General features: G+C 68.3%; 17 protein-coding genes and 1 tRNA gene. 6 read left to right on the top strand and 12 right to left on the bottom strand.

Going from position 1 to position 22,120, the window contains the following annotated elements; translation table 11 throughout:
- Positions 1-81: 81 nt before the first annotated feature.
- Entirely contained in the window at positions 82-2,397 is a 2,316-nt protein-coding gene (locus NEF64_RS01220; protein WP_056406624.1) for a DNA translocase FtsK, read from the bottom strand.
- Positions 2,398-2,540: 143 nt separating this feature from the next.
- Between NEF64_RS01220 and NEF64_RS01215 the strand changes: the two genes are divergently transcribed.
- A complete protein-coding gene (locus tag NEF64_RS01215) occupies positions 2,541-3,755 on the top strand; it encodes a UbiH/UbiF/VisC/COQ6 family ubiquinone biosynthesis hydroxylase (RefSeq protein ID WP_031440888.1) in 1,215 nt (404 codons plus the stop codon).
- Here the strand turns inward: NEF64_RS01215 and NEF64_RS01210 are convergent.
- From NEF64_RS01210 to NEF64_RS01180, 7 genes are all read right to left on the bottom strand, one after another.
- Complete coding sequence (locus NEF64_RS01210) at positions 3,737-4,369, bottom strand: DUF2238 domain-containing protein (RefSeq protein WP_056406621.1); 633 nt, start codon at positions 4,367-4,369, stop codon at positions 3,737-3,739. The two genes, NEF64_RS01215 and NEF64_RS01210, sit on opposite strands and share 19 nt — an antisense overlap.
- Positions 4,369-4,557, bottom strand: a complete 189-nt coding sequence (locus NEF64_RS01205) for a Trm112 family protein (RefSeq protein ID WP_056406620.1) — start codon at positions 4,555-4,557, stop codon at positions 4,369-4,371. Before NEF64_RS01205 ends, NEF64_RS01210 begins: the two co-directional genes overlap by 1 nt.
- A complete protein-coding gene (locus NEF64_RS01200; protein WP_031395355.1) occupies positions 4,554-5,156 on the bottom strand; it encodes an LON peptidase substrate-binding domain-containing protein in 603 nt (200 codons plus the stop codon). The genes NEF64_RS01205 and NEF64_RS01200 overlap by 4 nt, the downstream gene beginning before the upstream one ends.
- Complete coding sequence (locus tag NEF64_RS01195; RefSeq protein WP_252574907.1) at positions 5,153-6,049, bottom strand: tetratricopeptide repeat protein; 897 nt, start codon at positions 6,047-6,049, stop codon at positions 5,153-5,155. Before NEF64_RS01195 ends, NEF64_RS01200 begins: the two co-directional genes overlap by 4 nt.
- 88 nt (positions 6,050-6,137) lie before the next feature.
- A complete protein-coding gene (locus NEF64_RS01190) occupies positions 6,138-9,506 on the bottom strand; it encodes an error-prone DNA polymerase (RefSeq protein ID WP_056406616.1) in 3,369 nt (1,122 codons plus the stop codon).
- A 7-nt stretch (positions 9,507-9,513) separates the two neighbouring features.
- Positions 9,514-11,019 carry a Y-family DNA polymerase gene (locus NEF64_RS01185; RefSeq protein ID WP_234387603.1) on the bottom strand — a complete coding sequence of 502 codons (1,506 nt, stop codon included), beginning with the start codon at positions 11,017-11,019 and terminating at the stop codon, positions 9,514-9,516.
- The gene (locus NEF64_RS01180) at positions 10,988-11,785 is read right to left on the bottom strand and encodes an ImuA family protein (RefSeq protein ID WP_056406614.1); all 798 of its coding nucleotides are present in this window, start codon (positions 11,783-11,785) and stop codon (positions 10,988-10,990) included. The genes NEF64_RS01185 and NEF64_RS01180 overlap by 32 nt, the downstream gene beginning before the upstream one ends.
- A gap of 163 nt (positions 11,786-11,948) precedes the next feature.
- Between NEF64_RS01180 and NEF64_RS01175 the strand changes: the two genes are divergently transcribed.
- Positions 11,949-12,023 (top strand) — tRNA-Gly (locus NEF64_RS01175).
- A 238-nt stretch (positions 12,024-12,261) separates the two neighbouring features.
- Positions 12,262-13,773 carry a globin-coupled sensor protein gene (locus NEF64_RS01170; protein ID WP_252574905.1) on the top strand — a complete coding sequence of 504 codons (1,512 nt, stop codon included), beginning with the start codon at positions 12,262-12,264 and terminating at the stop codon, positions 13,771-13,773.
- 50 nt (positions 13,774-13,823) lie between these two features.
- Here the strand turns inward: NEF64_RS01170 and NEF64_RS01165 are convergent, their stop codons facing one another.
- Both NEF64_RS01165 and hemC read right to left on the bottom strand, forming a co-directional pair.
- Positions 13,824-15,470: a uroporphyrinogen-III synthase gene (locus NEF64_RS01165; RefSeq protein WP_056406610.1), complete on the bottom strand. Its 1,647-nt coding sequence runs from the start codon at positions 15,468-15,470 to the stop codon at positions 13,824-13,826.
- Positions 15,467-16,375, bottom strand: a complete 909-nt coding sequence (gene hemC, locus NEF64_RS01160; RefSeq protein ID WP_056406608.1) for a hydroxymethylbilane synthase — start codon at positions 16,373-16,375, stop codon at positions 15,467-15,469. Before hemC ends, NEF64_RS01165 begins: the two co-directional genes overlap by 4 nt.
- A gap of 75 nt (positions 16,376-16,450) precedes the next feature.
- Here hemC and tsaD point away from each other — a divergent pair, with 75 nt between their 5' ends.
- Both tsaD and NEF64_RS01150 read left to right on the top strand, forming a co-directional pair.
- Positions 16,451-17,479: a tRNA (adenosine(37)-N6)-threonylcarbamoyltransferase complex transferase subunit TsaD gene (gene tsaD / locus NEF64_RS01155; RefSeq protein WP_056406606.1), complete on the top strand. Its 1,029-nt coding sequence runs from the start codon at positions 16,451-16,453 to the stop codon at positions 17,477-17,479.
- Complete coding sequence (locus NEF64_RS01150) at positions 17,476-18,453, top strand: NAD(P)H-dependent glycerol-3-phosphate dehydrogenase (RefSeq protein WP_056406605.1); 978 nt, start codon at positions 17,476-17,478, stop codon at positions 18,451-18,453. The genes tsaD and NEF64_RS01150 overlap by 4 nt, the downstream gene beginning before the upstream one ends.
- A 45-nt stretch (positions 18,454-18,498) precedes the next feature.
- Here NEF64_RS01150 and NEF64_RS01145 read toward each other — a convergent pair whose 3' ends face one another.
- Together NEF64_RS01145 and NEF64_RS01140 are read right to left on the bottom strand one after the other, a co-directional pair.
- Complete coding sequence (locus tag NEF64_RS01145) at positions 18,499-20,328, bottom strand: AsmA family protein (RefSeq protein WP_235516389.1); 1,830 nt, start codon at positions 20,326-20,328, stop codon at positions 18,499-18,501.
- A 232-nt stretch (positions 20,329-20,560) separates the two neighbouring features.
- On the bottom strand, positions 20,561-20,719 hold the full coding sequence (locus NEF64_RS01140) for a DUF1674 domain-containing protein (RefSeq protein WP_081874308.1): 159 nt from the start codon (positions 20,717-20,719) through the stop codon (positions 20,561-20,563).
- A gap of 102 nt (positions 20,720-20,821) precedes the next feature.
- On the opposite strand from NEF64_RS01140, the gene NEF64_RS01135 reads away from it, so the two are divergent.
- Positions 20,822-22,099 (top strand): RsmB/NOP family class I SAM-dependent RNA methyltransferase, encoded by a 1,278-nt coding sequence (locus NEF64_RS01135; RefSeq protein WP_056406601.1) that lies wholly within the window; start codon positions 20,822-20,824, stop codon positions 22,097-22,099.
- Positions 22,100-22,120 lie beyond the last annotated feature (21 nt).

The following is a 22,120-nucleotide window of genomic DNA, read 5'->3' as shown; positions in this document are numbered from 1 at the left end:
CGAGCGCCGGACTGCGTGGCTCTGGATCCCAGACCTCGCTGGGATGACGGGCAGGGTGTGGTGGACGCCCCCCTCAACCCCTCAGATCGCATGCCCTTCGGTATCGCGCAGGACCTCGCGGCGTCCGACATGATCGGGCCTGCCAACGATGCCGTCCTTTTCCATCCGCTCGATCAGTCGCGCGGCCGAGTTGTAGCCGATCCGCAACTGCCGCTGCAGCCACGAGGTCGAGGCCTTTTGCGATTCGCAGACCAGCTGGATGGCGTTGCGATATTGCTGGTCCTCCGCCGAATCCTCGCCGGTCGGCGAGCCTTCGAGCGTGAAGCCGTCCTCGGGCTCTTCGGTCACCGACGAGATGTAGTCGGGCAGGCCCTGCGACCGCCAGTGATCCGCCACCAGCCGGACCTCGTCGTCGCTGACGAACGGACCGTGGACGCGGACGATGCCCTTGCCGCCGGGCATGTAGAGCATGTCGCCCTTGCCGAGCAGCTGTTCGGCGCCCTGTTCGCCGAGAATGGTGCGCGAATCGATCTTCGACGTGACGTGGAAGCTGATCCGGGTCGGCAAATTCGCCTTGATGACGCCGGTGATGACGTCGACCGACGGCCGCTGAGTCGCCATGATCAGGTGGATGCCCGCCGCGCGTGCCTTCTGCGCGAGCCGCTGGATGAGGAATTCGACCTCCTTGCCCGCGGTCATCATCAGGTCGGCCAGCTCGTCGACGATCACCACGATCTGCGGCAACACGTCATATTCGAGCTTCTCCTCCTCGTACATCGGCGCGCCGGTGTCGGGGTGATAGCCGGTCTGCACCTTCCGACCCAGCGGTTGCCCCTTGGCCTTGGCACCACGCACCTTGTCGTTGAAGCCGGCGAGGCTGCGCACGCCGACGGAGGACATCTGGCGATAGCGATCCTCCATCGTCTCGACCGCCCATTTCAGCGCGCGCACCGCCTTGGCGGGATCGGTCACGACCGGCGACAGCAGATGCGGGATGTCGTCGTACATGCTCAGTTCGAGCATCTTCGGATCGATCATGATCATCCGGCACTGGTTCGGCGTCAGCTTGTACAGCAGCGACAGGATCATGCTGTTGAGCCCGACCGACTTGCCCGACCCCGTCGTACCCGCGACCAGCAGATGCGGCATCGGCGCGAGATCGGCGATCACCGAATCGCCCGCGATGTTCTTGCCCAGGATGATCGGCAACTGCGCGGCCTGATCCTCGAACGTCTGGCTGCCGACGAGCTCGTGGAGCGACACCGCCTCGCGCCGTGCATTGGGCAGTTCGATGCCGATCACATTGCGTCCCGGGATCACCGCGACGCGTGCGGAGATCGCCGACATGTTGCGCGCGATGTCGTCGGCCAGCGCGATCACGCGGCTCGCCTTGATGCCGGGCGCGGGCTCGAGCTCGTACATCGTCACGACCGGGCCCGGCCGCACCTCGATGATCGATCCCTTGACGTGGAAATCGTCGAGCACGTTCTCCAGCAGCCGCGCGTTGCGTTCGAGCCCGGCCTTGTCGACGACATTGCCCTGGCTCGGCGGCGACGGCGTCAGCAGGTCGACGCTCGGCAGCGTGTAGTTGTCGCGCAGGTCGAGCTGGCGTTCCTTGGGTTTCGCCTGCGACGGCGCGTTCTGGCGGTCGGCGATGACGGGCGCGGGGCGTGGATCGGGTTCGGCGATCGCGCGCGGCTCGACGGGCTTGCGCGTCAGCGTCAGCGGCTCGTCCTCGTCGTCAGGCCCACCGACATAGCCGTCGGCCCCGTCATCATAGCCGAGCGCCGGGATCCGGTTGCGCCGGAAGCGCCACTTGCGCTCGCCCAAATCGATCTCGATGCTCTTGCCCCAGACGATCGCCCCCGCGATCGCGGCGACCAGTCCGACGGCGCGCGCCGACCAGAGTTCGGCGACCGGCTGGCCCAGGAATCCAAGACCCCAATGCACCGCATTGGCGACCGACAGGCCGATGATGCCACCCCAGCCTGCAGGAAGTGCGAGCACCGAAGCGTCGGATACGAAGGCGAGCGCGCTGGCCATCAGCGCGACGCCGAGCGCCGCGCCGCGCAGCATCCGTGCCCAGCGTCCGACCGGCAGGTCGCGCCACAGCCGCATCGCAAGGATCGGCCCGACCGGCAGCAGCAGCGCGACGGCGGGCCCGAACAGCGACAGCGCGATATCGGCGAACCACGCGCCCGGCGGCCCGATCAGGTTGGCGGGATAGCCGCCCGACGCGGTGTTCAGCGCCGGATCGCTGGCATGATAGCTGGCCAACGCCAGCGCCATCAGCAACGTCGCGACGAACAGCGCGATCGCGGCGATCAGCGCGCCGCTGCGCACCGCCCCCGCCTTTACCGTCTCACGCCATAAGGCTGGCTGCGCGCGGCTGGCCATGACCTCAAATCCTTCAATGTGCGAAAATCCGACTTTTCATCGCGCCGGGCGGGTCCGACGTCAAGGCGAGCACGCGACAACACGGGTTAAAGCGACCCCGGATCGTCGTTGGCAGCGGCGGGCGGGCGGGATAGAGCGGCATCATGGACACAGATGTACTCATCCTCGGTGGCGGGCTGGTCGGTGCGACGCTCGCCGTGGCGCTCGACGTGCACGGCATCTCGACGATCGTGATCGATCCGGCGGACCCCGCGGTCACGCTGGCGCCGGGCTTCGATGGCCGGGCTTCGGCGGTGGCGAGCGCGAGCCACCGGATGCTCGATGCGATCGGCGTCGGCGCGACGCTGGCGGGGCAGGGCTGCGCGATCCGCCAGATCCGCGTCAGCGACGGGCTGGAACCGGGCAAGCTCGATTTCGTCCCCGCCGCGGACGACGGCGCGCTGGGCACGATGTACGAGAACAAGCTGCTCCGTCACACGCTGTTCGATGCCGCGAGCGCGGCGGCGCATGTCGACCTGCGGATGATGACGCGCGCGACCGATCTCGACCGCAGCGCTGCGGGGGTGACCGCGACGCTCGATTCGGGCGCGGTGGTCCGCGCGCCGCTGGTCGTCGTCGCCGAGGGGCGCAAGTCGCCGACGCGCGAGGCAGCCGGGATCACGATGGCGCACTGGTCCTATGATCACACCGCGATCATCGCCGCCTTTCATCACGAACGCTCGCATGAGGATGTCGCCTACGAGATCTTCTACGCCAGCGGCCCGTTCGCGCTGCTGCCGCTGCCCGACGATGCGGAGGGGCATCGCTCGGCGATCGTGTGGACGGTCGACACGAAGAACGCCGCGGGGATGCTCAAGATGGGCGACCGCGCCTTCCTCGCCGAGGCGAGCAAGCGCATGGGCGGCTTTCTCGGCGAGCTGTCGAAGCTGACGCCGCGCTCCTCCTATCCGCTTGGCTTTCAGCACGCGGCTCGGATCACCGACACGCGGCTCGCGCTGGTCGGTGATGCGGCGCACGGTATCCACCCGATCGCGGGACAGGGGCTCAATCTCGGCTTTCGCGACGTGGCGACGCTCGCCGAAGTCCTGGTCGAGGGCAAACGGCTCGGCCTCGACCTCGGCGATGCGGCGCTACTCGCGCGCTACCAGCGCTGGCGCGGGCTCGACACGTTCATGACCGCCGCCGCGACCGACACGCTGACCCGGCTGTTCGGCATGCCCGGCAAGACCGCGAGTGCGGTGCGCCGCTTCGGCATCAGCGCGGTCAACGCGCTACCGCCGCTCAAGGATCGCTTCATGGCAGAGGCGCGCGGCGAGAGCGGCGACCTGCCCAAGCTGCTTCAGGGCCTGACGATCTGACCATCACCCGTCCGCGCGATCTGGCGATCGTGCGGGCGGGCCAGCAACATGATCGCGAGCGCGGCGCCGAGCAGGCACATCAGCATGTCCCACTGCGTATCCCAGGGGTCGCCCTGCGTCCCGAGAAACGCGTCCGCACCCTCGCCGAGCGAAACCGCCGCGCCGAATTCGATCAGTTCGTACAACGCGCTGATGGCGAGGCAATAGGCAAGCACGGTGACGGTCAGCACCCGTGGCGAGGCGATATGCCGACCCCGGATCAACAACTCGCGCAACACGATCGCGGGGACGAACCCCTGGATCAGGTGGCCGAACCGGTCATAGGGATTGCGCGCGAGGTGCAGCCAGTCCTGCACCGTGAAACCGATCGGGACGCGGGCATAGCTATAGGCGCCACCCAGCATCAGCACGAAGCCGTGAAACGCGATCAGAAACAGCGCCAAAGGGGTGAAGGCGAACCGGTGACGCAGCGCCACCAGGATCGGAAAGGCGATCAGGACGGGCGCCACCTCCATCCACCAGGTGGCGCGGTCGAAGGGCGACCATCCCGATGCCGCGAGCCCGATGCTCCAGGCCACCCCCAGCATGACGAGGCGGCGGTCGGGTTTCGCCATCAGGCGGTTGCGACACCATCGATTGGCCGCGCCTCTTCGACCAGCATCACCGGCACGCCGTCGCGGATCGGATAGGCGAGCCCGGCGGCGTCGGAGATCAGTTCCTGCGCGGCCTCGTCGTAGCGCAGGGGCGTGCGCGACACCGGACAGACGAGGCGTTCGAGCAGCCAGGGATCGAGCCCGCTCATTGCAGCGTCACCTGTTCGTCGCCGTCGTGTCGCCCGAAAAACTGCATCAGCTGGATGATCAGTTCGGCGCGCGTTTCGATGTCGGGGGCCTCTAGCAGCGCCTGCTTGGCGGCGGAATCGAACGGGGCGATCTGCGCGATGCCGTTGACCAGGCTCTCGTCGTCGAGCCGCGCGACCGCGTCCCAGTCGACCGCATAGCCCTGCACGTCGGCAAAGCGACGCGATTCGAGTTCGAGCGACGAGCGCCGGCCGAGCGACAGCGTGTCATCCTCGATCACCGGCAGCAATTCGGCCTCGACCTGGCGGAAGGGCGTGGTGACATCGAGTTCGCGGACGATGCGGAACATCGCGACGCCCTCCAGCACGACATTGTACCGGCCGTCCTCGAGCGCCTCGACCTCGGCGATCTTGCCGACGCAGCCCAGTGCGTAGAGCTCTCCATCATCACCGCGCGGCTGGATCATGCCGATCCGCCGGTCGCGCGCCATCGCGTCGCTGATCATCGCCCGATAGCGCGGCTCGAACAGGTGCAGCGGCAACTGCATGCCCGGGAACAGCAGCGCGCCGGGCAGGGGGAAGATGGAGAGCCGGGTCGTCATCCGAACAGGATCGCAGACAGGCGCCGCCGCTGTCCAGAGACCCAGGGATCCTCGAGGCCCACCACCTCGAACAATTTCAGCAGCTGCGTCCGCGCAGCGCTCTCGTTCCAGTCGCGATCCGCAGCGATGATGGCGAGGAAGCTGTCCGCGGCGGCATCGCGGTCGTTCGCCGCCATCTGGCCGTTGGCGAGTGCGAAGCGTGCGGCCAGGTCGTCTGGTGCTGCCTCGACCGCGGCGATCAGCGGCGACAGGTCGGCGACCGGGGGGGCAGACTGGGCCAGCGCCAGCGCGGCCTGCGCGCGGTGGATCGCCGGATCCTTGGCGATCGCGGGGTCCAGGTTCGCAAGCCAGTCGGCCGCCTCGTCGAGCTGCCCGGTCAGGACGAGCGCGCGGACGAAGCCGGCATGGACCGCGGGGTGCTCGGGGGCCATGTCGGCGATCTGGCGGAAGATCCCCAGCGCGCGTTCCCCGTCGCCCTCGGCAAGGACCTCCTCACCCATCGCGATCAGCGGTTCGATGTCGGGGGCGTCGGTATTGGCCTCCGCTTCGATCGGCAGCTGCTTGAGCAACTGATCGAGGATCACGCGCAGCTGTGAATCGGTGCGCGCGCTGGTCATGTCGGCGACCAGTTGTCCCTGGTACATCGCATAGACGGTCGGGATCGACTTGATCTGGAATTGCGCGGCAATGAACTGGTTCTTGTCGGTATCGACCTTCGCCAGCACGACACCCTTGTCCGCATAATCGGCAGCGACCTTTTCGAGCGTCGGCCCGAGCGCCTTGCACGGCCCGCACCATTCCGCCCAGAAGTCGATGATCACGAGTTTCGTCATCGACGGTTCGACGACATCGCGACGGAACGCCTCGACGGCATCCTTATCGGCAGGCGACATTCCAAGCGTGGCCAACATACACTCCCGTATTGAACTCTGCGCTATCTGGGGCGGCGGCGCGGTGATTGCCACCATCTTACCGACACTCTCAATGGAAGTCGCGCGACTTGGGCAGGACACGCACGTCGCGGGGATGCTGCGCGCGCGAGGGTTGCGACAGCGACGTCCGTGAATCCGGACTGCGCGTCGGGACGGAGCGGACCACTTCGTCCGCGCGGCACAATGGCGCGTCGAGCGCATGGTCCTCGGACAGGAACCGGAGCATCGCGCTGCGATCCTGGACACTCGATGCGATCAGATGCGTGACGCCCTCCTCGCTGCGCTGGATCACCCCTTCGAGAACCATCAGCCGCGAGGCCATCACCGCGCGGCGGTTCGCCTCGAAATCGCGCGCCCAGATCAGCCCGTTGGTGACGCCGGTCTCGTCCTCGATCGTCACGAAGATCGCATTGCCCTTGCCCGGGCGCTGGCGGACGAGGACGATGCCCGCGACCCTGGCGCGCCGGCCATCCCTGGTGGCACAGGCCTGCGCGCTCGACAGGATCCCCTCGGCGGCGAAGCGATCGCGCAGGAACGCCATCGGATGCGCCTTCAGCGACAGGCCGGTCGTCTGGTAATCTGCAGCGACCTGTTCGGACAAAGGCATCGCGGGAAGCTGTGCATCGGGTTCGACGCCCAGCTCGGGCACGTCGGCGGCGGCGAACAGCGCGAGCTGCCTGGGCGGGGTGCGGCGGACGTCCCACAGTGCCTCGCGGCGATCCTTGGCGAGCGAGCGGAACGCATCCGCATCGGCGAGCAGGTTCATCGCGCGCTGCGGCAGGTCGGCGCGGCGGGCAAGATCCTCGATCCCGGTGAAGCGCGCGCGCGTGCGCGCCGCGACGAGATTGTGCGCCCATTCCGCGCGGAACCCGTCGACCTGCCTAAAGCCGAGGCGCAACGATTCCTGCCCGGCCGTGGTGCCGGCTTCAAGCCCATTGTCCCACAGGCTCGCATTCACGTCGACGGGCAGCACGGTCACCCCGTGTTCGACCGCGTCGCGCACCAGCTGTGCCGGGGCATAGAACCCCATGGGCTGCGAATTGAGCAGCGCGCAGGCGAATACGGCGGGGTGGAAGCATTTGATCCACGACGAGACATAGACCAGCCGCGCGAAGGACAGCGCATGGCTTTCGGGAAAGCCGTAGGATCCGAACCCCTCGATCTGTTTGAAACAGCGTTCGGCGAACTCCGCCTCATAGCCACGGCGAACCATGCCGCCGATCAGCTTGGCCTGAAAGTTATCCATGCCGCCGACCTTTCGAAACGTCGCCATCGACTTGCGCAACTGGTTCGCTTCGCCCGGCGTGAACCCGGCCGCGACGATCGCCAGCTTCATCGCCTGTTCCTGGAACAGCGGAACGCCATAGGTGAAGCGGAGCAGCTGCTGGAGTTCGTCGGGCGGGCCGAAACGCGGGTGGGGCGAGGGGAAGTCGACCTTCTCCTTGCCGCTGCGACGGCGGAGATAGGGATGGACCATGTCGCCCTCGATCGGTCCGGGGCGGACGATCGCCACCTGCACGACCAGATCATAGAGTTTGCGCGGACGCAGCCGCGGCAGCATGTTGATCTGCGCGCGGCTTTCGACCTGGAACACGCCGATGCTGTCGCCCCTGCACAGCATGTCATAGACGCGATCGTCCTCGGCCACCGCAATCGTGTCGAGCAGGTGATCGCCGTGGCCATGCTCGCGCATCAGGTCGAAGCTTTTGCGGATGCAGGTCAGCATGCCGAGCGCGAGGATATCGACCTTCATCAGCCCCAGCGCGTCGATATCGTCCTTGTCCCATTCGATGAAGGTGCGGTCCGCCATCGCGCCGTTGTGGATCGGCACCATTTCGTCGAGCCGTCCCTGCGTCAGCACGAACCCGCCGACATGCTGCGACAGATGCCGCGGAAATTCGAGCAGCCGGTCGACCATCTCGCGAAGCCGCGCGATCTCCGGATTGTCGGGATCGAACCCGGTTTCAGTGAAGCGGCGTTCGTCGAACCGGCTCGAAAAACTGCCCCAGACCGTGCTCGTCAGTTTCTGCGTCACGTCTTCGGTCAGGCCCAGCGCCTTGCCGACCTCGCGCACCGTGCTCTTGGGGCGATAATGGATGACAGTCGCGGCGATCGCCGCGCGGTCGCGACCATAGCGGCGATAGATATACTGCATCACCTCCTCGCGCCGTTCGTGCTCGAAATCGACGTCGATATCGGGGGGCTCGTCGCGTTCGCTGGACACGAAGCGCGAGAAGAGCAGGTCGTATTTCATCGGATCGACCGAGGTGACGCCGAGCAGATAGCAGACCACGGAATTGGCCGCCGAACCGCGGCCCTGACACAGGATTGGCGGGTCGCAGCTGCGCGCAAACCGGACGATGTCGGAGACGGTCAGGAAGTAATAGGCATAGTTCTTCTCGCGGATCAGCGTGAACTCCTCATGGAGCAGCGCCAGCATCCTGTCGGGTACGCGGTCGTCATAGCGTTCGAGCGCGGTCTGCCAGACGAGATGTTCGAGCCAGTCCTGCGCCTCCCATCCCGGCGGGACAGGCTCATGCGGATATTCGTAGCGCAGGTCGTCGAGCGAGAACGCGATCCGCGCCATCAGGCGGGTGCTTTGCCCCACCGCATCGGGACGATCGCGGAACAGCCGCGCCATCTCGTCCGTGTCCTTCAGATGGCGTTCGCCATTGGCGGCGAGCAGGCGACCGGCCTTGTGGATGCTGGTGCCCTCGCGGATGCAGGTGACGATGTCGTGCAGGTCGCGATCGTCGGGATAGGCATAGAGCGCATCGGTGGTCGCGAGCACGGGTATGCCCGCGGCGTCGGCGAGCCCCGCCAGCCGTGCCAGCCGCCGCCGATCGCGTCCGCCGCGCGGCATCGTCACGCCGAGCCAGACACAGTCCGCCCCCAGCCGCTTCACCGCGTGGAGGACGCTCGACAGGTCGCGATCTCGGCGTTCGGGCAGCGTGTCACCGTCGGGCAGCGGCGAGACGGCCGTTGCGCCACGCGAGCTGCTCTCGGGCATCACCACCAGCATCATGTCGACATGATGCGCGATCAGGTCGCCGAGCCCGAGGATGCAGCCGCCTTTTTCAGCGCGACGGTTGCCGACGGTGAGCAAACGGGTCAGGCGCCCCCAGCCACGCCGGGTCGAAGGATAGGCGACGATGTCGGGGGTCCCGTCCTCGAACACCAGCCGCGCCCCGACGATCAGCCGGAAGTCGATCGGCGGCAGCATCATCCCCAGCAGTCCGTCTTTGGCCTTCTTCAACGCCTGGTGCGCGCGGACCACGCCGGCGACGGTATTGCGATCGGCGATGCCGATGCCGCCAAGGCCCAGCTCGACCGCGCGACCGACCATGGTTCCGGCATCGCTCGCGCCGTCGAGGAACGAGAAATTGGTCGCCGCGACGAGTTCGGCAAAGACGGTCACGGCGCGGTCATGCGAAGACGCCGTGGAGATACCAGCGCGGTGTCTCGACCTCCGAATACAGGCCGTGCCGAAAGATCCAGAAGCGGCGGCCGCGGCGATCCTCGACCCGGTAGTAATCGCGCGTCGGAATGTCCTGACGCCGCCACCATTCGCCTGCGATGCGTTCGGGGCCTTCGCTGTGCGCGACGTCGTGGACGGTACGGCGCCAGCGGAACCTGTGCGGCGGACCGTCCGGAACCTCGGCCATCATCGATTCGATCGGGTGCGGCGGATCGAACAGATAGATCGGGCGCAGCGGTGGTTCGCCCGATTCAGGCGCGGCCCACGGCGCCGGGCGTGCACTGACCGCGGCGGCGTCCGCCGCCGGCAGCATCAGTTCGGCCTGTTCGGGAATATGGCTGTTGCGCGCCGCGAACCGCCTTACCCGTGCCCGACCGAGCCGCGTGCCGAGCTGGTCGACGAGTTGCGCCACGTTCCGGTTCTGCCCATCCCGGTCCTGGCCGTCTCCCTTCTGCCCGCCCTCCAGTTTCAGCTGCGTCGCATCCAGCCGTTCGGCGAGCGCGATGTCGAGGCGGATCAGGTCATAGCCGAAGCCTGGGTCGAGCGGATCGGCGAGGCTGTCGATCCGTTCGCGGAACAGCCGCATCAGCACGGCGACGTCGCGCGTCGGCTGGCCCGTCTCGATCCGCAACCGCTGGACAAGCCCGTCGGCGCGAAACAGCCGTGCCTCCCACCGCCTGCCACCCTCATGGCGTTCGGCGAGCTGGATCCCGGCCTCGGTCGCAAGCTCGGACAGGATCTCCAGCGCATAGTCGGTCCGCGCGATCGGTTCGGCAAAGCGACGTTCGACGCCGATTCTCGCGACCGTCTGACGCGGCACGATCGGCCCTTTCACCGATCCGTCGAGCCTGCGGATCATCATCGCGGCGTCTTCGCCGAATCGCGCCGCGATCACGCTGAGCGGGCGTGCCATCACGTCGCCCACGGTCTTCAACCCGGCGCGCGACAAGGCGGTCGTCGCATCGTCGTCGAGGCCGAGTGCTGCGACCGGCAGGCGCTTCACCGCGCGGCGTTCGTCGGGGGCAGGGGCCCCTGCGAACCGCGCAAGCGCCCGCGCGGTATCCGGCGTGTCGCCAAAGGCATGCCGCACCAGCAGGCCGCGGCGGGCCAGCCGTTCCTCGAGATCGGCGGCAAGCCGGCGCTCTCCCTCGAATTCATGGACGCAGCCCGCGATGTCGAGGATCAACCCGTCAGGGGCATCGAGCGCGACGGACGGGGTATAGCGCTGACATCCGTCCGCCAGCCGCTCGAGCCATTCGTGATCGGCATGCGGATCATGCTGATAGGTTTCGAGTCCGGGCACGCGCGCCCGCGCATCGGCAAGCGTCAGCCCGGGTTCGAGCCCGGCGCGAAGCGCTTCGCGGTCGAGCGACTTGAGCCGTACCCCGCCCGCAACCGTCTCGACGAACGCGATCGGTGCCTCAGCCCGTCCGACGAACAGATGGGGGCGCATCGTCCGCAGCCGCTCGATCGGCAACCATGGGAATACCAGCGCCAGATAGCGGCGCGGTATCGATGCCGGTTTCAATGTCGGGTTGGGCGAGGGCTTGTTCGAAGTCATACGCGTCACGATTCCACTCCACGCGCCAGCGCAGGCCGGCCTGGCCTCCGCGTCGACGCAGCAATTCGATATCGAAGGCCGGCTTGCCCGGGGCGTCCGCGTCCAGCGGTTGCGACCGGCACGATGTCACCTGCCAACGCGTCGCGGCGGCGCTGGGCACGGGGGCCGCATCGATCCTGAGGCTGAGGATGGTCACGCCCGAGGTTTCGGCGGCCAGCATCAGCCGACGCGTGGCCGTCAGGTCGATGCTCGCCGCCCGACCCCAGGATTCGATGACCAGTGTTCCCAGCCCCTGGCACCGTGCGGCATCCGCGGCGGTGCGCAACAGGCTGGCCTCGTCATCGACCAGCGCGAGCACCAGCGACGAGACGTCGAGCCCCATTTCCACCAGACCGCTCGCATGGAGTCGCCCGCCCTGGCGCTCGCTCGCCTCGGTGCGCAGCCACAATAGCGGCACCGCTCGCGCGGCGAGAGTCGTGGCGACCGCGAAACCCGCGGCGCTTGCCGAATCGTCGACCGACGCGAAGATCTCGTGCAGCTGAGCCTTGGCCATGCCTTCGGTCATCCAGGCCTCGACCGCCCGGCCATCGCGCTGCGATGGCAGGCCGGTCGTCGCAATCCGCTTGAGGCGGGCGATCAGGGCGGTCGAGTCGTTCACAGTTGTTCTTGTAATGTTCTATTGGGGGAGTCGCCAAGGACAATCTTCACGATGGTCGCTGCAAATTTTGCAAAGAAGGCGCTTGCCGGATCCGAAACCCCGGGCTAATAGCGCGCCTCACCCCGCCACCGTGTCGTTACTGACCGGCGGCACAGGCGCCAGAGCGGGCGTAGCTCAGGGGTAGAGCACAACCTTGCCAAGGTTGGGGTCGAGGGTTCGAATCCCTTCGCCCGCTCCAGTCGCTGCCTCGAACGGCAGCGGCTTTCGCCGATCGGGTGATTCCAAGTCTCCTCATCAGACCATCAGATGCTGTCACGCCGTGCGTACGGCATGCTTGATCTATGTATGCCGGACGATGACGATTTGTAGAGGCGGACCTGACCGATAGCGGCGCTGCGTTGCTATAAATTGGTCATCTACCGCTATATTCGGAGCCGTCCGTGTCCGTTGATCAAGTTTCGTCGCGTCTCGCATTCATGGAAATGGGAGCCGATCAGCAGGCGACCGTCGCCGCCGTCCGGCCCTTGATCGAATCGCTGATTGGCGGCGCGCTCGACAAATTCTACGACCGGGTCCGCAATCAGCCCGAAACCTCGCCCTTCTTCCGCGATGCCGGCCACATGACTTCGGCCAAGTCGGCACAGGCCAAGCACTGGATGAACATCGCGCGAGGCCAGTTCGACGCGAGCTTCTATGACAGCGTACGGCGGATCGGGACCGTTCACGCGCGGATCGGGCTCGAGCCGCGATGGTATGTCGGCGCCTATGCGCTCGTTCTCGAAAATCTGCTTAAGGGGATCGGCCGCCACTACAGTCCCTGGCGGCGGCTGGTGAAGGGGCTCCGCACGCCGAGCGCGACCGATGCCAGCATCGCGATCGTCAAGGCGGCGCTGCTCGACATGGAATTGTCGCTGTCGGTGTATTTCGAGGAAGCCCAGGTCGAACGCAACGCGGCGATCACGACCATGGGCAAGGCGCTGAACGCACTTGCCGCCGGGGATCTGTCGACGACGCTGACGGGGCTCCCGGCCAGCTTCGCACCGCTCGAGGACAGCTATAACGACGCGCTCAATCAGTTGCGCACGCTGATCGGCGCGGTGTCCGAAAGCGCCACCGCGATCCGCACCGGATCCAACGAGATCGCGCAGGCGTCGGAGGATCTTGCCCGCCGGACCGAAAGCAATGCCGCGTCGCTCGAGGAGACCGCCGCGTCGGTGACCCAGATGGATGGCCGGCTTCGCGCTTCCGTGACCGCGGCCGGCCAGACCGTCGAACGTGCCGATCAGGCGATCGCGACGGTCGGGGGCGGTCGCACGGTGGCGGATCTGGCGGTGCAGGCGATGGGCCGCGTATCGGACAGCGCCAAGGGTATCGACAGCGTGATCGAGAGGCTGGACAAGATCGCCTTCCAGACGCGCGTGCTGGCGATGAACGCCGCGGTCGAGGCGGGAAGGGCCGGCGATGCGGGTCGCGGATTCGCGGTCGTGGCCGATCTGGTATCCGCGCTCGCGATGCGTGCGGAGGAAGAGGCCAAGCGCGCGCGCGACCAGCTGACGGTGACGCAGACCGACATCGTCACCGCGGTCGATGCGGTGACGAAGGTCGATGGCGCGCTCGCGGCGATATCGGACGACGTGGCTCAGGTTCACGCCCTGCTCGCCACCATGGCACGGGACAATCAGGCCCAGTCGGTCGCGATTACCGAGATTTCCGCGACGATCGGGACGATGGACCAGACGACGCAGCAAAATGCCGCGATGGTGGAGGAAACGTCGGCGGCGGCGCGCAACCTAGCCGCCGAGGTGGGCACGCTGGCCGACCAGGCCCGACGGTTCCGCACCAGCGACTCCCGCGCTGCCAGACCGCCGGTCGCACCTGCGAAACAGGATTATGGCCAGCCCGAAAGCTATACGTCGCCGGTCAAGCCGTTGCCGCCAGCCGCAATCCCGGCGATGGTTCGCCACGAGGACGACTGGAACTCCTTCTAACGCCCGAAAGCGCCCAGCGACAGGCCTCGGCCGGTCGACCCGGCGGGGTGTCAGGGGGCGGGTATGGCGACCGGCGCCTCGGTCTGCGTCGATGTCGCGACCGGTGGCAGCACCGGGGTGGTGACCACGATCGGGCTGGGCTGGGGCTGGCCTGCCTGGCCCATCAGTGCCGTGTTCTCGAGGATATCCAGCGCCTTGCGCGCGACGATGTAACGGCGGGCGGCGTCCATCCAGTTGCTCGCCTGCGTCGCGCCGGGCAGGCGCTCGACCTCGGCGCGGGCCGCCTCGACCTGGCCGGCCTCGAGCAGACGACGCGCCCGTGCAAGGCGGTCGGCCGGCATGGGCGAGGCCATGCTTTCCTCGCGCAGCACGATCAGGTTGCTGAATTCGCGCCGCACGGTCTGCAGCCAGCTGTCATTGGTGGTCCCGTTGGTGCTGGTGATCTGCGGCGCGATCGTATCGAGCCCCTGGCGCAGATCCTCGATCGTGACCGGCTGGTGCGCGGCCTGGATCACCGCGGCCGTGGCGCGCGGCTGGGCGCGCCCGAAGCGCAGCCGCAGCTGCTCCTCGATATAGCCCAGTCCGACCCCACGATCGATCGCCCGACGCGCGGCGAACGCGACCATCAGGCCTTCCGCGCGGGTCGCCTGACCCCCGGCTGCCATCGCGTCGCTCGACACGGCCGCGGTCCGGGCCTCGAGCGCGGTGAGCTGGCCGGCCAGCGTCGCCTCGCGCGTTGCCAGCATTGCGGTGTCGACCCGCGGCTGTTCGCCATTTGCGTTGAGCGGTTGCGCGGGGGTGAAATCGGGATTGCCCGATGCCGCCGCGGCCGTGGTCGATCCAGCGGCCGTCAGACCGGTGCGCTGACCAAACCATGGCATCGTTTTCAGCGCATAGCCCATCGCTACCGACCCGGCGATAAAAGCCAGTCCGATGAATATGATGATAACACCCAGGCGGGGGCCGCGTGCCCGGGGACGCTCGATCGGCACGTGGTCGCTCATGACGCGCTTATCCCCGCGACGCGCGTCAGGGTCAATCGCGCGCTTTGCAGCGATCGTGACAAGCGCATCGTCGGTGGGAGTCTCCGCCACGACCAGCGCGGCCCAGCCGCTGCCCGCGGCGTCGGCCGCAGCGCGGCTGATCGCGGCGATCGTGATGCGCGACCGGTCGACGCCGGCCTGCGCGACATGCTCGGCGAACGCATGCGCTGCGCGGGGCGAATGGATCAGCACGAGCAGCTCTTCGTGCGGCGGCAACACGCTATCGCCGATCCGCAGCGCCTCACTCGCATAGACGGTGCACGCAACGACGTCCGGGCCGGTCGGTCTGCGGTCGCGGCCCGCCGGGTGGAACAGGCAGTCGAACCCGGATGCCCGCGCTGCGTCGATCGCGGCATCGACGTTGCCGGTGCCGGTCACCGCGACATTGAAGCCTGCACGTCGGGCGGCGGCGGCGGTGGCGTCGCCGATCGCGATCACCGGCAGCGCCTTGAGTGTGTCGGGCAGGGCGCCATGGCGAACCGCGTTCGCGCTGGTCAGCAGAACGGCATCGAACGTGCCCACGTCAGGCGGCGTCCAGGCGACGGGGACGACCGTGAACACCGGCATCGCCAGAGGCTCGAGCCCCAGACCGCGAAGCTTGGCGCATGTGTCGGCATTGCCCGGTTCGGGGCGCAGCACGACGATGCGGGTCATGCCGCGAACAGGCGCCGGACGCTGGCGGGGGCGCGGGTCAGCAGATCGAGCGCGAGCGCGGTACCAAGATCTTCGTCGATCCCGCCTTCGATCGCGCCGGCGACGTCGCACGACCCGTCCTCGGCGATCAGTTCGCCGCGCAGCGTCAGCGTCTCGCCGGCAAGCGAGGCGAGCGCCGCGACCGGCGAATGGCAATCCGCCCCCAGCCGCGCGAGCAGCGCGCGTTCGGTCCGGACGCACAGGCTGGTATCGGCGTGATCGATCGCCGCGACGATCGCATGGGCCGGCTTGCCGACCAGCGTCTCGATCCCGACCGCACCCTGGGCGGGTGCGGGCAGCATGATGTCGGTGGGGATGGCATGACCGATCGCCGTGCGTCCAAGGCGATCGAGCCCGGCGGCGGCAAGCAGCGTCGCATCCATGTCCCCGGCTGCGACCCGCGCGAGCCGCGTATCGACGTTGCCGCGGATCAGGACGATGTCGAGATCGGGGCGCGATCGCAGCATCTGCGCGCGTCGCCGCGGCGAGCTGGTGCCGACGACCGCGCCCTGGCGCAAATCGGCAAGCGTTTCCGCGCCGATCAGACGGTCGCGCACGTCCGCGCGCGGCAGCATCGCGGCGATCTGCAGGGTCTGCGGGCGGATCGTCTCGACATCCTTCATCGAATGCACGGCGCAGTCGATCTCGCCGTCGTGCAGCGCGCGATCGAGCTCCTTCGTCCACAGCGCCTTGCCGCCGATCTCGGCGAGCGCGCGATCCTGCACACGGTCGCCCGTGGTGCGGATCACGACCGTCTCGATCCGATCCGGGGACCAGCCATGCGCGGCGCACAAGGCGTCGCGCACCATGCCTGCCTGCGCGAGGGCGAGGGGCGAGCCGCGCGTGCCGAGCCGAAAACTAGTCATGACGCCTGCATGCAGAAACGCGGCGCGTTCGACAAGCGTGAGGACAAGCCTTGTCCGGCGCGATAGGGATATGGGATGATCATTCTGGGTATCGAATCCTCCTGCGACGAAACCGCCGCCGCGCTCGTCACCGCCGATCGACAGGTGCTGGCGCACCGGTTGCTCGGGCAGGAGGCGGCGCATGCGCCGTTCGGCGGGGTTGTGCCGGAGATCGCGGCACGCGCGCATGTCGAGGCGCTCGAGCCGCTGATCGTCGCGGCCCTGGCCGATGCGGGGCTCAAGCTGGCCGATGTCGATGCGATCGCCGCGACGGCCGGACCGGGGCTGATCGGCGGGGTCATGGTCGGGCTCGTCACCGGCAAGGCGCTCGCGCACGCCGCGGGCAAGCCGTTGATCGCGGTCAATCATCTGGAAGGCCATGCGCTGTCGCCGCGGCTGTCCGATCCCGATCTCGCCTTCCCCTATCTCCTGCTGCTGGTGTCGGGCGGGCATTGCCAGTTGCTGCTGGTCGAAGGGGTCGGCGCCTATCGCCGGCTCGCGACGACGATCGACGATGCCGCCGGCGAGGCGTTTGACAAGACCGCCAAGATTCTCGGCCTCGGCTTTCCCGGTGGCCCCGCGGTCGAGCGGGCCGCCGCGCTTGGCAATCCAAAGGCCGTGCCGCTGCCGCGCCCGCTCAAGGGTTCGGCCGAACCGCATTTCTCCTTTGCCGGTCTCAAAAGTGCGGTCGCGCGGGTCGTCGGGGACTATCCGCCGGAGGATATCGCTGCGTCGTTCCAGGCCGCGGTGGTCGATTGCCTGATCGACCGCACGACCAGGGCGCTGAACGGTCTGAGGGTCACACCCACCGCGCTGGTCGTCGCGGGCGGGGTCGCGGCGAACGGCGCGGTCCGCGGCGCACTGCAGACGCTTGCCGCGGCCCGCGGCCTGCGGTTCGTCGCGCCGCCGCTCTGGCTGTGCACGGACAATGCGGCGATGATCGCCTGGGCCGGGGCGGAGCGGTACGCCGCCGGACTGACCGACCCGCTCGACACCGCGGCCCGCCCGCGCTGGCCGCTCGATCCGGACGCCGAGGCGGTGCGCGGCGCAGGGGTGAAGGCATGAGGATCGGCGTCATCGGGGGCGGCGCCTGGGGCACCGCGCTGGCACAGGTCGCCGCGCATGAAGGTCGTGACGTCATCCTGTGGGCGCGCGAGCCGGCCGTCGTCGACTCGATCAACGCGACTCATGCGAACGCGCTGTTTCTCGCCGGCGTCGCGCTGTCGCCGACGATCCGCGCGACCGGCGATCTCGGCGCGCTGGCAGACATGGACGCGATCCTCGTCGTCGCGCCGGCGCAGCATGTCGGCAGCGTGCTCGCCGCCGCGCCGGTCGGCGGCATCCCGCTGGTGCTGTGCGCGAAGGGGATCGAGGCGGGGAGCAAGCGGCTGGTCGGCGAGGTCGCGCGCGCGGTACATCCCGACGCGCCGATCGCGGTGCTGTCGGGGCCGACCTTCGCGCATGAGGTGGCGGCGGGGCTGCCGACCGCGGTGACGCTCGCCTGCGAGGACGAGGCGCTTGGCGAGGCACTCGCGACCCGACTCGCGGCGCGGCATTTCCGGACCTATGCGTCGACCGACGTCGCGGGCGCGGAGATCGGCGGGGCGGTGAAGAACGTGCTCGCGATCGGCTGCGGCGTGGTCGAGGGCGCCGGGCTCGGCCAGAATGCGCGTGCGGCGCTGATCGCGCGCGGTTTTGCCGAGATGACGCGGTTCGGGCTCGCGCGCGGCGCCCGTGCGGAGACACTCGCCGGGCTGTCGGGGCTTGGCGACCTAGTGCTTACCTGTTCCTCGACGAGTTCGCGCAATTTCTCGCTTGGCGTCGGGCTGGGGCGCGGCGAGGCCGCCGCGGCGTTGCTGGCTGATCGCCGCACGGTCGCGGAAGGCGCATTCACCGCCCCCGTGCTGCGCGAGGCCGCGCGTGACGCGGGCGTCGACATGCCGATCACCGAGGCGGTGTGCCGCCTGCTCGAAGGCGCCCCGGTCCGCGACGTGATCGGCGACCTGCTCGCGCGGCCGCTCAAGGACGAGGCGGGCTGACAGGAGGCGATTGCTTCATCCTCCCCCTGGCGGGGGAGGATCAGTCTAGCGCAGCACGCGCGCCGCGAGCCCCGAGCAATCCGCATCGCGCGCAGTCGGGCCCTGTTTTCCCGTGATCGCGCGGCCGATCGCCTTGAAGATGTTGCCGACCGACTTCACCTCGGGCGGGATCGTCACCGCGGGCCGCTCGATCGTGCCGGTCATATAGGCCGAGCCCGGCACCCGCAGCAGCGCATGCTGTTTCGGCGTGCCCGTCAGCCGGATGTTCAGCGTCTCGCCGGGAAACACCACGCTCCCCTGACCGCGCAACAGGCTGGCGGTCGTGTCGACGATCATCGGATCGATCCGACCATGGCCGCGCGTCACATCGAGTTTCAGCACGACGCAGCGCAGCCCCGCGCGCTCGCCATCCTTCGCCAGCAGCGCGCGCGCCGCATCGAACCCCAAAGCCGCCGCGATTCCCTGCGGCAATTGCCCGTCACGCGCGACGAAACCGATCGTGCCGTTCGCATTGCCGACCGCCGCGCGGATCGTCGTGCCGGGCCCCCTCAGTCGTGCGCGCGCGCTGACATTGCCGCTGAACTCGCCGCCGCCGCCCGCGAGATCCTGCACGCTGCTGCCCCGCAGCCGCAGGTTGATATTGACCATCGGCACCTTGCGGTCGCCGCGCTGGTCGACCGTCAGCTTCCCCTCGACCCGACCATGCGGCAATCGCGCGTCGAGGTCGCTGAGCGTCAGCAGCTGGTGGTCGATCGCCAGCACGCCCCTGGCGGACAGGATCGGTGACGCGCCCTTGGCGCTCACGATTCGCTTGATCCGGAACGCCATCCGCGCGTCGGTCGTGTCGATCTTGCCGATATCGATCCGCGTATTGGGCACGAGCCGTGGGCCGATCGCGCGTTCGAGCGCGGCCCCCTTCGCCTTCCCCTCGTCCGACGCCAGATCGCCAAAATCAAACCGTCGCGACACGATCGCGCCGTCGACCTTGGTCCGGCCATCCTGCTTGTCGACGCTGACATGCCCGGTGAAATCGGACCGTCCGACCACGCCCTTCAGCTGGGTGACGGTCCATTTCGGCTGGTCGTGGCGGACATGCGCGGAGAACGACACCGGCTGCGTGCGGAACAGCCCCGCCTCGATCACCGCGTCGATCAGCTTGAGGTCGGTCGCGCGCGCGGTGACGTCGAGCTCCATCGCGTCGGTGTCGAGCGGGTGGTCCATCCGGCCCTTCGCGGTGATCGAGAGCGCGTCGCCGTCGATCGACGCGGTGAACGGCCAGGGCTTGCCCCGGAACCGCTCGACCGAAGGCCCCGCCACGGCAATCCGCACCGCCGCACCGCGGATCGTGCCGTTGCCGGCCGCGCGGATGCCGCGCACCGGATCGGCGGTAAAGCGTGCGGTGACGAACCGGTCCTGCTTGTCGTCGCGATAGGCGATCACGCTGTCGCTGATCGTCAGTCCGTCAAGGTCGGTGGAGCTCCCGCCGCCCTTCGGCTTGCCCGGTCGTTCCCAGTTGGTCCGGCCGTTCCTGTCGCGGACCAGCACGAGCCGCAGCCCGCGCGCCTTCACGTCGCGCGGCCCGAACGCACCTTTCAGCAGTGCGAGCCCGGAAAAGGTGGCTTCGGCCTCGCGCAGCCGGACGAAATCGCCCGTTCCGGCCCATTCCGCCTGCGGAATACGGACGTCGGTGATGCGGATCGTAGGGTTGAACCCGAATGTATCGACGCGCTCGATCCCGCCGATCGTCACCGGCCGGCCGAACCGCGCGGTGAGCTGTCGCTGGATCACCCCCTTGAGCGAGCCCCAGGGGAAGGCGGCGAGCACGATCAACCCTAGCACGAGCACGCCAGCGACGACGATGCCGGTGATTTTCACCCAGCGTTTTGCGAAGAATCCCCTCATCCTACCGCGACGCGCCGCCGTGAAATACGTTCCGCCTGCGTCAGGACCGCTGCCGCAGATTTACCCCGTCGACCGGACCTACCCCGTCATCCTCACTCTATCCCGTCATCCTGACGAAAGTCAGGATCCAGAGCCAACTGGGTCACCGTTCGTGATCCTGGATCCTGACTTTCGTCAGGATGACGGACAGCGAGTGACAACGGTATCAGAAGTCGATCGCCATGCCCTTCAGTTCCCAGTCGCCATAGCGCGTCGGGTCGCGCGGTTCGGGGTCCTTGTCGGGCACGATCGGCTCGGGCTGTGGCACCGGTGTATCCTTCGACAGATAGGCGGGTGGCTTCACATGGTCGGGGCGCTGGCCCATCATGGCTCTCCGGATTGCGTGTTGGCGTCGTAACCGCCACATGGGGCGCGCCGTGCGACTTGCCAATGCAGCGCGCGGCACCCGAACGCGAAGGACCTTCTCATGCCCGACTATACCCACGCCCCCGAGCCGCTTGGCGTCCCCACCCGCCGCGCCGCGCTGCGCCTGCTCGACGCGGTGCTGCGTCGCGGGGAATCGCTCGAATCCGCGCTGCCCGCCGCGACCCGCGCGATCCACGGACCCGATCGCGGGCTTGCGCATGCGATCGCCGCCGAGACGCTGCGCCGGCTCCCCGATCTCGACGCGATGATCGATTCGGTCACCAAGACCAATCTGCCCGACGATGCGAAGGCGCGGATGGCGCTGCGGATCGCGCTCGTCCAGGTGCTGATCCTGGGCACGCCGTCGCACGCCGCGATCTCGACCGTGCTGCCGCTGGTCGATGGCGGTCCGCGCAAGCTTGTCCACGGCGTGTTCGGGACGCTGTTCCGCGCCAACATGCTGCTGCCCGAGGTGCCGACGCTGCCCGCTCCGGTCGAGCTGCGCTGGGAAGCGGCATGGGGCGAGGAGATGGTCGACGATGCGGGCCGTGCGATCGCCGCACCGCCGCCGCTCGACCTGACGATCGCCGACCCCGCCGAGACCGAAGGCTGGCGCGAGAAGCTTGGCGGCGAGAGCTTCATGCCCGGGCATCTGCGGCTGGGCGATCACGCCTCGGTCCCCGACATGGAGGGCTTTGGCGACGGCGCCTGGTGGGTGCAGGACATCGCCGCCTCACTGCCCGCGCGCTTGCTGGGCAAGGGGGGGGGCCATGTCCTCGATCTGTGCGCGGCGCCCGGCGGCAAGACGCTGCAGCTTGCTTCGGCGGGCTGGACCGTCACCTCGGTCGACAATTCGCAGAGCCGGATCAAACGTCTGCGCGAGAATCTCTATCGCACGCATCTGAAGGCCGAGGTGGTGAACGCCGACCTTCTCGAATGGGCGCCCGCCGAGCCCGCCGACGCGATCCTGATCGACGCGCCGTGCAGCGCGACCGGCATCTTCCGTCGCCACCCCGACGTGCTCCACCGCGTTCGCCCCTCGATCATCGCCGAGACCGCCGCGCTGCAGGCGCGGATCTTCGCGCGCGCGGCCGACTGGGTGAAGCCCGGCGGCACGCTCGTCTACGCCACCTGTTCGCTCGAACCGGCGGAAGGCGAGGCGCAGCTCGACGCGTTCCTGTCTGCGCGCAGCGACTATTCGATCGTGCCGGTCGACCAGGCCGAGCTCCCCGCCGGGATCACGCCGACCGACACCGGCACCGTCCGCACGCTGCCGGGCATGCTCGCCGAACAAGGCGGTTGCGATGGCTTCTTCATCACCCGTCTGAAGCGCGCCTGATCATTCCTCCCCCGCTTTGGG

The organism is Sphingomonas aerolata, assembly GCF_023935825.1.
Lineage (GTDB): Bacteria > Pseudomonadota > Alphaproteobacteria > Sphingomonadales > Sphingomonadaceae > Sphingomonas > Sphingomonas aerolata.
Note: the sequence above shows the minus strand (reverse complement) of the source record. Positions and strands in the feature narration are given on the sequence as shown.